Here is a 12,877-nt window from a genome sequence, read left to right on the forward strand (position 1 = left end):
GGTGTGATCGATTGGCAGGCATGACATGGGCAGGGGCCCGAGGCGGATGAGCTGGCATTGGAATTCGAAACTGGCCGGCGTGATGGAATGAAACGCGAGACGGCCGAGCTAGCTCGCAGGGCGAGTGTCCGGCCAAGTCCTGGGTGAGTGTCGTGAAATGAGCGTGGAAAAGGCGCACTGGCCGGCAGTGGCGGTAAACGCGGCGGAAGCCGGTCGCCGCGATTCGGCGATACGTATGGTTGTCGATAGCGCTTCCCCGGCGGGTCATTGCGCACAGCCAAGGATCAGCGGCGACACGGCGACAGCCGTGCCGCCGGTCTGTAGCGGGCTAATTGAGCCCCGCCTTGTCCAGGCCATACATTGCATCGGCGGAACCCGGCACGGTCTTGAAGCCGACGTTGAGGCGGTTCCACGAGTTGATCACCATGACAGCGAAGCTAAGATCGGAGATCTCCTTTTCCGACAGCTGCGTGCGGACGCGCTCATAGATCTCATCGGAAACGCCCTGGTCCGGCAGCTTGGTCAGGGCTTCCGTCCATGCGAGTGCGGCGCGCTCGCGTGGGGCGAACAGGGTCGAATCCCTCCACGCGGCCAAGTGGTAGAGGCGCAGTTCGCGCTCGCCGTGCATCTTTGCCTGCTTGACGTGCATATCGAGGCAGAAGGAGCAGCCGTTGAGCTGCGAAGCACGAATATTGACAAGATTGAGGATGGACTCCTCGATCGAGCTTGCACGGAGAGCCGTGACAACCCCGGTGAACTTCTTCACGAGTTCCGGAGATTGCTCGGCCCAGTTAACGCGAGGCCCATGCTTGGTCCCGGCCTGCGCCGTCGGTTTGGTGGCGATATTCATGAATGTCTCCTTGAAAGCGGTTTATCGCCTGCAATCATGCCGGGACGCGCCGGGCCGAGCCATCATGCGAGAGGCCATGTCGCCACTCGGCTGGTCTAGGCAGTATCATCCTGAGGGCTAGGCCAGGTACGCTTCGGCCACGCCTCATGGATTTCCATGAGGTGCAGCCGGGGGGGCGCCGAATTAGAGTGGGCCATGAGTTCGCCAGCCGAGATCATGAGTTCGCCAGCCCAGATATCGCGGAGACGTGCTACACGCAGCGTTGACAATACCCAGCCCTTCTTTGCCCGGCAGGAGAAACCGATGATGTCCGTCTGGTCGCGCCCGCAATTCCTTCATCTGGGGCTATTTTTTGCGGCGTATGTCTTGGGCTGCGGGTTCGCCCAGGCGCTCGCAATCGTCCCCGGAATAACGGTTTCCATTTGGCCTCCGGGCGGCGTTTTCATCGCGACGCTCATCCTCACCTCGCCTTACAGTTGGCCTTGGTGGATACTGGCTGGTTGCCTGGCGGAGATGTTCGCGCAGTTCGTGTGGTTCCACAGTCCGCTGCCTGCGGGCTTTCTGATCTATATCGGCAACGCCCTTGGCGCGGCTGCCGGCGCAACGCTTGTGAACCGGGCATGCGGGCGTCCGGTTCGGCTTGAAACTTTACAGGAAGTCCTCGCATTCGTCGTACTAGGCGCTGGAGTTGCGCCGCTCGTCAGCGCGACGGTCGGAAGCGCGACGCTTGCGTGGTTTGGCGTGGAATCGCAAACCTTCACGGCGGTATGGCCGCTGTTTTGGATTGGAGACGCCACCGGAATCCTGCTCGTAGCGCCACCGGCACTGGTCGTGATCCAGTATTGGCGCAGCAAAACCCGACTCTCTCCCGCGCAGCCGGTAGAAGCCAGCGTCCTGGGTCTGATCTTCCTTGGGGTCGCCGCGCTTTCCTTGAGCGACGTCTACCTGCCGACCCCCTACATCATCATGCCGCCCCTTCTTTGGGCCGCGGCGCGCTTCGAGTTCAGAGGCGCCGCCGTCGCCTTGACGCTCCTCGCCCTGATCACGATGGCACTTACGATATCTGGAGACAGCCAGTTTGTCGGCGCTCCCGAGTTCCAGAGACAAAGGCAGGTCATGCTGCAGCTTTTCCTGGCAATCTCGGCATTTTCGGCGCTCATCGTGGCGGCCATATCTCGGCAGCGTCAGCTGGCGCTGGTCACATCGCGCGACCGGGAGCGGGAGCTTTCGCAGCTTGTCGATATGGTTCCAAGCCACGTCTGGCGTCTCGCGCCCGACGGCGAGCCGATTTTCTTCAACAAGCGCATGGTCGATTTTCTCGGCCTGGACGTGGCGGATACGATCAAGCCGGGCATGAGCCGCATGACGGCGATGATAGAGGCCGGCGTCCATCCGGACGACAGAGCAGCGTTCTCGGACACGCTCCGCCATTGTCTCGCCACCGGCGAGGTCCTTGCGATGCGGTATCGCTTGCGCCGTCAAGACGGGGTCTACCGCTGGATGTCGAGCCGCGCCGAGCCGATGAGGGACCAGGACGGGCGCATCGTCCAGTGGTACGGGCTCTGTCACGACATAGACGATCAGATGCATGCCGAAGAGGCGCTGCGGCGGAGCGAGCGGCAGCTTCAGGAGACGATCGATGCCGTACCAGTCCGGATCTGGAGCGCAAAGCCTACGGGCGGGCCGGTCTACTTCAACAAGCGCTACCAGGACCATTTCCGCTCCGTCATCGCGGATTTCGAAGCTCTCGAGGAGCCGCGCATCGAGCAACTGCTGCAGGAGCTGATCCATCCCGAAGATGCTCCCGAGGTGCAGAACACTCTACGGAATTGCTTCGAAACCGGCGGCGTGTCCACGATGCGATTTCGTTGGCGCGAAGAGGACGGCGCGTATCGCTGGGCCGAGTGCAGGGTGGAGCCTCGCCGTGATGAAAACGGTGAGGTCACGGAATGGTATGGCGTTTCTCTCGACATCAACGATGAGGTGAGCGCGCAAGAAGCCTTGCGCGACCGGGAGCGCGAGCTCTCGCAGCTCGTGAACATGGTTCCCGTCCATATCAGACGTCTGACGCCGGAAGGCGAGCCGACCTTCTTCAACAAGCGCTTGCTCGACTTCTTCGGCTTGAACGACCTGGCCCAACTGGACAAGCCGGACATGAGCCGACTGGCGGCAGCCATAACGACCCTCGTCCATCCGGAAGATGCCGCACGTCTGCTGGAGACCGTCCGCCACTCCTTCGCCACCGGGGAGCCCTACTCCATGAAGTACCGTATGCGTCATGCGGATGGCGCGTATCGCTGGGTGGACGGCCGCGGGGAACCGGTGCGGGACCAAAACGGCGCGATCGTGCAATGGTACGCAATTTCCATCGACATCGATGGGGAAGTTCGGGCGCAGGAAGAGTTGCGTCTGGCGCAAGCAAGTTTAGCGCGTGCGAGCCAGGCAGCCAGCCTTGCCGAGCTCTCGGCATCCATAGCGCATGAGGTGAACCAACCACTGGCCGCAATCGTCGCCAACTCCAGTGCATGCCACCGCTGGCTTTCGGCCGAACCCCCAAACCTCGAGCGCGCGAAGATCACCGCCGAGCGCATCATCCGGGACGCCAATTCTGCAGCAGAGGTTGTCAGCCGAATCCGCGCCTTGTTCAGGCAATCCGTAGAGCCGAGGAATCGCACGAAGCTCGGTAGCATCATAGCCGAGGCGCGCGATCTTATGGCCGAGGAGGCGGCGCGGCGGCGCGTCTGCCTGGATGTCGATGTCGGAAGCAGCTTGCCGCTTCTCGCTCTCGACCGCGTACATATCCAGCAAGTCCTGGTGAACCTGATTCGAAACGGCATGGATGCGATGGACTCCATTGCGGGTGACCGGGTTCTTGGGGTGAGGGTCCGCCGCGTGGGCGATGTGGTCCAAACGGAGATCAGTGATCGCGGCGCGGGGGTCGTGTTTCCCGACAAGATATTCGAGCCGTTCTTCACGACGAAGGGGAACGGAATGGGCATGGGGCTCGCGATCAGCCGTTCGATCGTCGAATCGCATGGCGGACGCCTGTGGGCGGAGAAGAACGAACCACAGGGGGCGACGTTCGTCTTCACCTTGCCGATTGAAGTGAAAGCGGCGCCATGACCACAGATGACCATATCGTCTTCATCGTGGACGACGATGCGCGCCTGCGGGAGGCGCTGAGCGAGCTGCTGGATTCGCACGGTATGCGCGCCGCTGCGTTCGGCTCGGCCAGCGAGTACATCGGTGCAAACAAGCCGGACATCCCCGCATGCCTCATCCTCGACGTCGAGCTGCCCGACATCAACGGCCTGGATCTGCAGAGGCAGATATCAAAGGGAGATCATCCGCCGATCGTTTTCATAACAGGGCACGGCGACATCCCGTCCTCCGTCCAGGCGATCAAGCATGGCGCCGTGGACTTTCTCACCAAGCCTTTCAGTGATGCGGATCTCATGGCTGCAATCCAGGCGGCGCTCACTGAGGATCGGGAAAGGAGGTCCGCGCGTGCTGACCTGGTCGCGCTGATGCAACGCTATCTCGACCTGACGCCGCGCGAACGCGAGGTGCTGCCGCTCGTGGTGAGCGGCCTTCTCAACAAACAGGCAGCCGCTGAACTCGGAATCAGCGAGGTCACGCTGCAGATCCATAGAAGGAACGTGATGCAGAAAATGGCGGCGTCATCGCTCGCCGATCTCGTGCGTATCGCGCAGCGGCTGGAGATACCGATCACCCACTCGCGCCGAGCGGGAGGGAACCGGGCGTGACCAAGGGAAGACCTGTCGTGGCCGTTGTCGATGACGATCCAAGGCTACTCGAGTCGCTGGAGGATCTGCTGGAGTCCGCCGGCTATGCGGCCCGCAGCTTCTCGTCAGCGCGATCATTGCTCATCAACGGGCTGTCCGGCCTTGACGTGCTCATCACCGACATCGGGATGCCCGGCATGGACGGCTTCGAACTTTGTGATCTGGTGAAGAAGGTGCGCCCGGACCTGCCGGTGTTCCTGATCACCGGGCGCCACGAGATTGCCGATGCGGACAGAGCCCAGGGCGTCAGCGGGTGCTTCCGTAAGCCCTTCGATGCGAAGGTGATGCTGGCAGCCATCGGCAATGTATTACGCAATTCGAAAAATGGAGATGGGCATGAGAGTTGAGCAGCTGCCGCACTTACGGAGAACGGCACCGTTGTCATCGCAGCGCAGGAGCGAAGCGGAGCAGCCCCTCGTTATCATTGTGGATGACGATGTGTCTGTTCAGGAGGCGCTGTCGGAATTGATACTTTCCGCCGGGTTTCAACATGTCTGTTTCAGCTCGACGCGCGAATTGCTCGATGCCGACGTACTGGATCGGGCCGGTTGTCTGATCCTCGATGTGCGCATGCCGGGAGCGAGCGGTCTCGATCTGCAGCGGCATCTGGCCCAAACGGGCAACCCCAAGCCGGTCATTTTCCTGACCGGGCATGGCGACATTCCGATGACCGTCCAAGCGATGAAGGCCGGGGCTGTGGATTTTCTCACCAAGCCGGTGCGGGACCAAACGCTGCTTGACGCTGTTATTGCGGGCATTGCGATGGATGCCGCGCGGCGGGCGGAAGCTGCGGTCGTCAAGCGCAATGTCGAACGCTTTGAGACGCTGACGCCACGCGAGCGCGAGGTTCTGCGTCAGGTGGCGCGCGGGCGCCTCAACAAGCAGATCGCCTTCGACCTCGGCATCAGCGAGGTGACGGTAAAGCTGCACCGCGGCAACGTCATGCGCAAGATGGAGGCCGCTTCCATCGGTGAGCTGATCCGGGCATGGGAAACGCTGCCGGCCTCGATGCGCGAGCTGGGCCAAGCATAGTCGCGCTACGGCGGCGTGTGGCAGCGGGCGCTGCTTGGGGCGCTCGGCCGCCGGTTTTCACTCGTCGAACGGCGCGTTTGCCACCAGATCGTCTGAGGATGGAGCCCTATCCCTATAGCCGAATACGTAACGGTCGCCGAAGTCGCGTATAAAGTTGTCGTAGGTCGTCTCCGGCACATTCTCCGCGATATGGCAGAAGCATCGTGTCATGCGCCGCTTCATGTCCAGCCGGGGAAATTCCTTGAGGATCGGCGCGATCTCGCTGGGCGGAATAGTGTCATACTGAAGGCCGACCACGTCCAGGCAAATGCCGGCCGTGCAAAGAGCAACCTCCGCCTCCTTGTAGAGCCCAATCGACGGCGTCGAATTGAGCGCGACGCTGTCCCAGATCAACTGAGCCCGGCGCTCGTCGACTCCGCCCTGCCGCGCAAAGGTTCTTGCCAGATCGGCTCCCTCGACCTCGAAGCGGCGGGGTCCGTTGAAGCGCTCGTTGAGCGTGATGTCGTGCAGCAGGGTGCCCACTGCGACCACTTCTGGATCGTGACTGATATTTCGGATCTGTCCGATCCGCACGGCAAAGAGCCACGAACGAACCACATGGTTGAACAGATACCGCTCGCAACTGTTGCGCGCGTGATCGAGAGCTTGGCGCACGAGCGCCGTATCGGGGACGAGGACCCCTGCGAGCATTCGACTGAAAATTCCGTGCATGGGCAGAGTTCCTTGCGATTGGGGAAGCCGTTCGCTTCAGGTGAGCGCTAGGCCTCCATCGACGGTAATGACCTGTCCGGTCACCCAATCCGAAGCCGGATTCGCGAGCTGCACGATCCATCGGGCAACGTCATCCGGAGTGCCGCGTCGCTTGAGCGGAATCCGCTCGCGCTCTGCCACCTCGATCACCGCAGCATGTTCCGGAGAGAGGCCCATCATGCCGGTGAGCGCACCCGATTCAGTCGGGCCGGCCGCGACGGCGTTGACCCTTATGCCCTGCGGCGCGAGTTCCAGCGCCCAGCAGCGCGTCAGGTGCTCCAGCGCCGCCTTGCTGGCCGCATAGTGCGAGAGGTCAGCGCCCGGCTTGTGACCGAACGTGCTGGATATGTTGACAATAGAACCCTTTGTGGCTTCGAGATGCGGGAGCGCTGCGGCCGCAAGCAGGCTTGGACCGACCACGTTCACCGCAAGGATGCTGTTGATGCGTTCGGCGGTTGCGTCACGCAGCGGCAGAAGCGCCCCGGCGCCCGCATTGTTGACAAGGATGTCCAGCCGGCCCCAGCTATCGATTGCCTTCGCGATCGTATCAGGCGCATCGCCGGGGACCGCGACATCGGCGACGATGCCTGTGATGTCCTTGTGCAGGGCGGCCGTCTCCTTCAGGCTCTTCGGGCGGCGCGCTGTGATCAGGACTTTTGCGCCTTGTCTTGCGAGAGCGAGCGCCACTGCCCGACCTATGCCCGAGCTTCCGCCGGTTACGATGGCGACCTTGGCGCTGAACATCATCGTTCTGTTCCCTATGCGTACGAAACGTCTGTTTCGACCAGTTTGAGGAGCCCCTCTTCGCGCAAGGCGGCTTGCACCGCGGGGCGGCTCACCATCCGTCGGCGCAATGCGACGAACGCTTCGGGAGTGCGCACGTCGAACCGTTCAGCCCATAGGAGCATTACGAACAGATAGAAGTCGGCGACGCTGGGTGTTGCGCCGAACAGGAAGTCGCCAGCTCGGCTTTCCGCCAGATTGTCGAGCAGCCTGGAAATGGTCACCCTGGCTTGCGCCTTCTGGATATCGTTTCCTGTGTGCCACATCGGTTTGAAGGCGCGATGCACCTCAGTTGAGATGAAGGCCAGCGCTTCGAGAAGCCGTGTGCGTCCCAGCTCTCCCGAAACTCCAAGCGTCGGATATTTCGTGGCGAGCCAGTCGAGAATGGCGATGTTCTCGGTGAGAACCTCGCCGTCGTCGAGCACCAGGGCCGGGACATAACCCTTTGGCGTGACGTCGTTGAAGTCGGCCCCGGAAGCTGTCCGCTTCGTCTTGAGATCCACGCTCTCACGCTCGAATGTCGCGCCCGCTTCAAGCAGGGCGATGTGGTCCGCGAGGCTGCAGGCAAGTGGGCTATAGTACAGTTTCATGATAATGATCTTGATCGGTTTGTTGGGCGGCGGCCGGCTAGCGATAGCCAACGCCGGTGACGTAGTTGGACAGGGTCCGCTCCTGGAGCTCTTCTTCCGCGAACAGCGCCTTCATCGCGTCGCGGATATCCAGGATGCCAAGAGGCTTGGCGCCGTCATTGACGACTGGAACATTCTGCAGGCTCCGGGCGGCCATGGTCTGCCAAACGTCACGAACATCATCCTTCGGACCGCATGTGATGACGGACTTGCTCATCAACGCCGATGCCGGCGGAGACGCGTGGTTCGGGCTGCTGAGATGGCGGATGAGATCGGATTTGCTTATGACGCCTTCCAGGCTTCCGGTCGCGTTGCACACCAGGACCAGCCCGACGCCTGGTCTGGAAAGCGGCAAGGCCGCGTCCTGGACAGTTGCATCGCGACTGACAACTGCCAGGCGGGAGGACGTCAATGCGTGCAGCCTCTCAACGAACATCGTTCATATCTCCTGAGCTTCCCCGATCGGCGCCGGTGTGCTTCGAAAAAAGCCGGCGCCGAAGCAAGCGCTCGTTTCATTCGTCGAGAGGGATCACCAGCTCCGTCTCGTTGGTATCGACGACGAACACGGCCAGCAGCCGGGCGGGTTCGGTCGCACTGGCGTTGGCACTGACGCTGTGGCGGTCGCCGGGAAACTCGGACCAGCTTTCGCCTGCACGATAGGTGACTTCAGGGCCATCATTGACTTGGCTCTTGATCGCCCCTTCGAGGACCGTCGCGTAGATAAAGGCGGACTTGGGATGGAGATGCGCTGGCGAAGTGTCGCCTGGTTCATATTCAACGAGCACGCCTCTCATGCTCTTGCCGGGCACGTTCGGAAGCGGCTGGTCGTAGACGAGCTTCACGTTCTTGCCGATCTCCGCGGCCTTGTCGGTGGCCGAATCTTCGGCCAGCGCTCCTGTCGCGATGAGGGCGAGAGCTGCGCTGCAAAGAATGGTCCTGATCATTGTCTTGGCTCCAGTTACGGTTGGGGATGGTTGGGTGGTCGCCGGCCGGAGGCGAGGACGGCCGGCGACAAGGCTCTCGCCTGAGGGCACGGCGTGAGCCTAGGACCTGATGAAGGTGAGCAAGTCGGCGTTCACCACATCGGCATGCGTGGTACACATCCCGTGCGGAAAGCCCTCATAGATCTTGAGCGTGCCGTTCTTCAGAAGCTTTGCCGATAACGGCGCGGAATCGGCAATGGGCACGATCTGATCGTCCGTGCCGTGCATGACGAGTGTCGGCACGTGGATGATCTTGAGGTCGTCGGTGAAATCGGTTTCCGAAAAGGCCTTGATGCCGTCGTAGTGCGCCTTGGCGCTGCCCATCATGCCCTGCCGCCACCAGTTCTGGATGATGCCCGGGATCGCTTTCGCGCCCGGCCGATTGAAGCTGTAGAAGGGGCCCGACGGGAAATCGATGTAGAACTGCGCGCGGTTGTCGGCGAGCGACTTGCGCAGCCCGTCGAACACTTCGATCGGAAGGCCGCCAGGATTGGCCGGCGTCTTCACCATGATTGGCGGCACCGCGCCGATGAGGACGAGCTTCGCGGTGCGCCCGTTGCCGTGGCGGGCGACATAATGAGCGGCTTCGCCGCCGCCGGTCGAGTGGCCGATGTGGATTGCGTCCCTCAGGCCGAGATGCTCGACCACCGCCGCCGCGTCGGCAGCATAGTGATCCATATCGTGACCGTCGCTCACCTGCGCGGAACGGCCGTGCCCGCGCCGGTCATGGGCTATGGTGCGATATCCATGCCCGACGAAGAAAAGCATCTGCGTGTCCCAGTCGTCGGCGCTGAGCGGCCAGCCGTGGTGGAAGACGATCGGTTGAGCATCCTTCGGACCCCAGTCCTTGTAGTAGATCTCGGTGCCATCCTTGGTGGTGATAGTGCTCATATCTTTCGATCCTTCCTGAGGAATGGGTGAGTGCGACTCCTGGCCGGCTGTCCCTTGCCCGAGCGCGTATTTGGGCAGGCCGGTTGCAATGCCGGCGGCCGCTGCGCCGAGGAGGAGGGCTCGGCGACTTGCCTGAGGCGCAATGGGCAGCTTGTGGTCCATCGTCGTTTCCCTTGCGGGTTGTCTTCAGATGCCGCCGTTACGCCGCAACACCGCTTCGCCGAGACGGGGCGTGGTCGAACCAGTCTTCGAACGACGTCAAACCGATGCGGGCGCCTGCGCCCGGGACAAGCGAGCGGTCGTCTAGCTCGGTCCCGAAATAGAGCGCATGAGGATCGCCGATCACCTTCCTGGGATCGTTGGCGAGCTGCAGAAAACGCGCGACCAGTTCGTTCATGCGGAAAGGCTCGGGGCCGCCGATCTCCATCACGCCATTAATCGGCTGGGAGAGCGCCACGTCAGCCATGACATCTGCGACGTCGTCGGAGGCGATGGGCTGGAAGTAGGCCGACGATACCGTGACCGTGTCGCCGACGGTTGCCGACTGCGCAATGCTGCCAAGGAACTCGAAGAACTGGGTCGAGTGAACGATCGTGTAGGGAATTCCCGACTCCCTGATCAGCTTCTCCTGAGCCATCTTGGCGCGCAGGTAGCCGCTGCGGGGCAGGCGCTCCGCCCCGACGATCGAGAGCGCGATGTGATGTTTCACGCCGGCAACCTTTTCCGCCGCGAGCAGGTTCTTTCCGGCTGTTTCGAAGAACTCGAGAACGGCCTTGTCCTCGAACGACGGCGAATTGGCGAGGTCGATGACAACCTCCGCCCCGGCAAGAGCCTTATCCAATCCTTCACCGGTGAAGGTGTTGACGCCGCCACTTGGTGACGCCGCCAACACGTCGTGGCCCTTCACGCTCAGCCTTGCGACGGTCTTGGAGCCGATAAGTCCGGTGCCACCGATGATTACGATTTTCATGTTATTCTCCTGTTCTGGCTTCGAAAAGATCTACTTGGAACAACGCCGGCGGCTCTAACCGTGCCGGCCCTGAATTCCTCGATGAGAGCGACGCGCGTCCGCGACTCGCTCGACCGCCAGCGGAAGGGCTTGGCTCAAGCGACACTGTCTTCGCAGCCTTCCCTCGCTTGGCCCCGACCCCACGACCTCCGAGGCGCTGCCGTAGTAGCCCAAGCCAAAGATGTCGGCCGTGCCATAGGTGGCGCAGGACGGAGGCGGTGTTCTCGAGGAATTCCCGAAGAGGTCTGCCAGCGTGGCCGGGATCATGAGGTGCCGCTGTTGTGAGGGCACGACGTTGCGGCGACGCCGCCACGACGTCGTGCCCCTGTTGACGCAACCTCTCGACGGTCGCTAACCGGATGTGCCGAGTGCCGCCAATGACCACGATTTTCATGTCGATGTCTCCTGAGGCTTGCACTTGTCGAATGCAGCCGGCGCGAGGCGGCCGGTTTCGTCACTGCGCCGATGCGGCTTCCTCTATGAGCAAGGTGATCGCTTCTGGACGCGAGACCATCAGCGCGTGCGACCCGCCCTCGACGACGATGGTCTTCACCGAATGCGCGCGCTCGGCCATAAACTTCATGACCGCCGGCGGGATATTCCGATCCGCCGAGCCGTAGATCGCGTAGGATGGAATTGTCTTCCAAGAAGGCGCGCCGGAGGGCTCTGCCAGGGCAGCGTCAGCCACCGGGCGTTGTGTCGCCGCCATCAGGCTGGCCTGCGCTGCCGGCACATCGGCCGCGAACTGCTCGTGAAACTTTTCCGGCTGGATGTAGAGGTCCTGTCCTCCATCCGGCCGCGCCACCGGCAGGAGCGCCTCGCCAAGCGTGCTGCCTGGGAACTTCCCCGAAAGCGTGAGACTGGACTCGCCTTTGTCCGGGGCGAATCCGGCCACATAGACCAGCGCTTTCACATTGTTCTTCCCGTTGGCTGCCTCGGTGATGACCGGCCCGCCATAAGAGTGGCCTACCAGGACGACCGGTCCGCCGATGGAACCGATGACGGCCGATACGGCGACCGCATCGCTTGCAACGCCGCGAAGTGGGTTGGCCGCAGCGATGGTCCGGAAACCGTCCCTGTTGAGCTCGGCGATGACGCCGTTCCAGCTCGACGATTCAGCAAAGGCCCCGTGCACCAGCACGATCGTCGGTTTTGCCTGATGGTCCGCGGCCTGCGCCGTCGCGCTGTCCGACACGCAACATGCGTAAACAAGGGCCAGAGCTCTGATGATCTTGTGCACGTGTCTTTTCCTGTGCGGCGGGTCGCCCGATACCGAGAAGAATGCGCCCACTTGGCGCGCGAAAATATTCGACGGACGGCTCGGTCAGGCGATCCGAAAGTCTAGGACGATGCACCCGGGGGAGTGGCAGCTGTAGCCGGTGGTCGGCGCACGGGTAGGTTCCCGGCATCGATCGAACGCATCGCCGGGGTAAGGCCTCCCAACAGCATCAGTCGTGTTGAATGAAAGGCCGGCGCCTTGAGCACGATTTCGGCGCCGGGTTCCAGCAATATCAATTCGGCTTCACGGAACGAGCCCGGCCGGCCGACGATCTCGACCTCGCCGGGGACGACACAGACCGCCCGCTCATGATGTTCGCGCTTGACCTGGTATCGCGCGCCGCTAGTCAGCACGATTTCGGCGAACACCATGTCGGAGAAGGTTCTTACCGGCGAGACCAAACCGTCCGAGGCTCCGGCGATCAAGGTGAATTCGACGCCTGGCACACGTCCTCGGTATCTCCGGCTCACTATAATGGGCAAAATCGGCGGCGGCTTCCTCATGCCTGCAAGGAAGGGCAACCCAGGCCTGAATGCCGAAAAATTGCTTCCGGACGCTCGAGCCTCCGGCGGCGTCCGCTCGGAATGGACGATCCCCGAACCGGCCGTCACCCAGCTGACCTCGCCAGGTCGGAGGGTTTGTACCTTGCCGAGACTGTCCGGTGGACGATCTCCCCATCGATCAGGTAGGTCACGGCCGCCAAGCCGATATGAGGATGCGGTCCCATGTCGAAGCCCGGCCGGTATCGAACACGGCTGGCCCCATCTGGTTGGAGGGCAATACGCGCCGTACCTTGAAACCGCTCACCGGTTCACTGGACACCGGCAAAACGATATCTGTGGCGCCGGATTGTCGGATGCTCATG

The 12,877-nt window shown here is 62.2% G+C and carries 15 protein-coding genes and 2 pseudogenes; 4 read left to right on the forward strand and 13 right to left on the reverse strand.

Translation table 11 applies throughout. The features are described from left to right. Positions 1-328: 328 nt before the first annotated feature. Positions 329-850, reverse strand: coding sequence for a carboxymuconolactone decarboxylase family protein (locus AC0L14_RS23725; protein ID WP_473485734.1), 522 nt, complete (start codon positions 848-850; stop codon positions 329-331). Between the two features lie 303 nt (positions 851-1,153). Here AC0L14_RS23725 and AC0L14_RS23730 point away from each other — a divergent pair, with 303 nt between their 5' ends. The 4 genes from AC0L14_RS23730 to AC0L14_RS23745 are packed head-to-tail and all read left to right on the forward strand — an operon-like array spanning position 1,154 to position 5,688. After that, positions 1,154-3,973 carry an MASE1 domain-containing protein gene (locus AC0L14_RS23730; RefSeq protein ID WP_473750900.1) on the forward strand — a complete coding sequence of 940 codons (2,820 nt, stop codon included), beginning with the start codon at positions 1,154-1,156 and terminating at the stop codon, positions 3,971-3,973. Beyond that, entirely contained in the window at positions 3,970-4,617 is a 648-nt protein-coding gene (locus tag AC0L14_RS23735) for a response regulator transcription factor (protein WP_473485735.1), read from the forward strand. Before AC0L14_RS23730 ends, AC0L14_RS23735 begins: the two co-directional genes overlap by 4 nt. After that, complete coding sequence (locus tag AC0L14_RS23740) at positions 4,614-5,003, forward strand: response regulator (protein ID WP_473485736.1); 390 nt, start codon at positions 4,614-4,616, stop codon at positions 5,001-5,003. Before AC0L14_RS23735 ends, AC0L14_RS23740 begins: the two co-directional genes overlap by 4 nt. After that, complete coding sequence (locus AC0L14_RS23745) at positions 4,993-5,688, forward strand: response regulator transcription factor (protein WP_473485822.1); 696 nt, start codon at positions 4,993-4,995, stop codon at positions 5,686-5,688. Before AC0L14_RS23740 ends, AC0L14_RS23745 begins: the two co-directional genes overlap by 11 nt. A 57-nt stretch (positions 5,689-5,745) precedes the next feature. Here the strand turns inward: AC0L14_RS23745 and AC0L14_RS23750 are convergent, their stop codons facing one another. The 12 genes and pseudogenes from AC0L14_RS23750 to AC0L14_RS23805 all read right to left on the reverse strand — a co-directional run bounded on the left by AC0L14_RS23750 (position 5,746) and on the right by AC0L14_RS23805 (position 12,876). Continuing rightward, positions 5,746-6,399, reverse strand: a complete 654-nt coding sequence (locus AC0L14_RS23750) for an HD domain-containing protein (protein ID WP_473485737.1) — start codon at positions 6,397-6,399, stop codon at positions 5,746-5,748. Positions 6,400-6,435: 36 nt separating this feature from the next. Continuing rightward, on the reverse strand, positions 6,436-7,185 hold the full coding sequence (locus AC0L14_RS23755) for an SDR family NAD(P)-dependent oxidoreductase (protein ID WP_473485738.1): 750 nt from the start codon (positions 7,183-7,185) through the stop codon (positions 6,436-6,438). Positions 7,186-7,196: 11 nt separating this feature from the next. Continuing rightward, positions 7,197-7,811: a glutathione S-transferase N-terminal domain-containing protein gene (locus AC0L14_RS23760; RefSeq protein ID WP_473485739.1), complete on the reverse strand. Its 615-nt coding sequence runs from the start codon at positions 7,809-7,811 to the stop codon at positions 7,197-7,199. 37 nt (positions 7,812-7,848) lie between these two features. After that, entirely contained in the window at positions 7,849-8,286 is a 438-nt protein-coding gene (locus AC0L14_RS23765) for a CBS domain-containing protein (protein WP_473750903.1), read from the reverse strand. Positions 8,287-8,362: 76 nt separating this feature from the next. Next, on the reverse strand, positions 8,363-8,794 hold the full coding sequence (locus AC0L14_RS23770) for a cupin domain-containing protein (RefSeq protein ID WP_473485741.1): 432 nt from the start codon (positions 8,792-8,794) through the stop codon (positions 8,363-8,365). 99 nt (positions 8,795-8,893) lie between these two features. Next, positions 8,894-9,724, reverse strand: coding sequence for an alpha/beta fold hydrolase (locus AC0L14_RS23775; RefSeq protein ID WP_456008405.1), 831 nt, complete (start codon positions 9,722-9,724; stop codon positions 8,894-8,896). A gap of 199 nt (positions 9,725-9,923) precedes the next feature. After that, the gene (locus tag AC0L14_RS23780; protein WP_473750904.1) at positions 9,924-10,694 is read right to left on the reverse strand and encodes an SDR family oxidoreductase; all 771 of its coding nucleotides are present in this window, start codon (positions 10,692-10,694) and stop codon (positions 9,924-9,926) included. 337 nt (positions 10,695-11,031) lie between these two features. Beyond that, positions 11,032-11,127, reverse strand: a pseudogene (locus AC0L14_RS23785) (NmrA family transcriptional regulator); the annotation flags it as partial. Positions 11,128-11,187: 60 nt separating this feature from the next. Beyond that, positions 11,188-11,973: an alpha/beta fold hydrolase gene (locus tag AC0L14_RS23790; RefSeq protein WP_473750905.1), complete on the reverse strand. Its 786-nt coding sequence runs from the start codon at positions 11,971-11,973 to the stop codon at positions 11,188-11,190. 101 nt (positions 11,974-12,074) lie between these two features. After that, positions 12,075-12,458 (reverse strand): pirin-like C-terminal cupin domain-containing protein, encoded by a 384-nt coding sequence (locus AC0L14_RS23795; RefSeq protein ID WP_473485823.1) that lies wholly within the window; start codon positions 12,456-12,458, stop codon positions 12,075-12,077. Between the two features lie 177 nt (positions 12,459-12,635). Next, a pseudogene (locus AC0L14_RS23800) lies at positions 12,636-12,739 on the reverse strand (pirin family protein); the annotation flags it as partial. After that, positions 12,703-12,876, reverse strand: a complete 174-nt coding sequence (locus AC0L14_RS23805; protein WP_473485745.1) for a hypothetical protein — start codon at positions 12,874-12,876, stop codon at positions 12,703-12,705. The gene AC0L14_RS23805 and the pseudogene AC0L14_RS23800, both read right to left, overlap by 37 nt. Position 12,877: the final 1 nt, after the last annotated feature.

This window comes from Mesorhizobium sp. WSM4841 (assembly GCF_055811515.1).

Coding starts and splice junctions, on each gene's coding strand:
- AC0L14_RS23725 (WP_473485734.1), bottom strand. CDS start 850: ATGAATATCGCCACCAAACCGACGGCGCAGGCCGGGACCAAGCATGGG.
- AC0L14_RS23730 (WP_473750900.1), top strand. CDS start 1,154: ATGATGTCCGTCTGGTCGCGCCCGCAATTCCTTCATCTGGGGCTATTT.
- AC0L14_RS23735 (WP_473485735.1), top strand. CDS start 3,970: ATGACCACAGATGACCATATCGTCTTCATCGTGGACGACGATGCGCGC.
- AC0L14_RS23745 (WP_473485822.1), top strand. CDS start 4,993: ATGAGAGTTGAGCAGCTGCCGCACTTACGGAGAACGGCACCGTTGTCA.
- AC0L14_RS23750 (WP_473485737.1), bottom strand. CDS start 6,399: ATGCACGGAATTTTCAGTCGAATGCTCGCAGGGGTCCTCGTCCCCGAT.
- AC0L14_RS23755 (WP_473485738.1), bottom strand. CDS start 7,185: ATGATGTTCAGCGCCAAGGTCGCCATCGTAACCGGCGGAAGCTCGGGC.
- AC0L14_RS23760 (WP_473485739.1), bottom strand. CDS start 7,811: ATGAAACTGTACTATAGCCCACTTGCCTGCAGCCTCGCGGACCACATC.
- AC0L14_RS23765 (WP_473750903.1), bottom strand. CDS start 8,286: ATGTTCGTTGAGAGGCTGCACGCATTGACGTCCTCCCGCCTGGCAGTT.
- AC0L14_RS23770 (WP_473485741.1), bottom strand. CDS start 8,794: ATGATCAGGACCATTCTTTGCAGCGCAGCTCTCGCCCTCATCGCGACA.
- AC0L14_RS23775 (WP_456008405.1), bottom strand. CDS start 9,724: ATGAGCACTATCACCACCAAGGATGGCACCGAGATCTACTACAAGGAC.
- AC0L14_RS23780 (WP_473750904.1), bottom strand. CDS start 10,694: ATGAAAATCGTAATCATCGGTGGCACCGGACTTATCGGCTCCAAGACC.
- AC0L14_RS23805 (WP_473485745.1), bottom strand. CDS start 12,876: ATGAGCATCCGACAATCCGGCGCCACAGATATCGTTTTGCCGGTGTCC.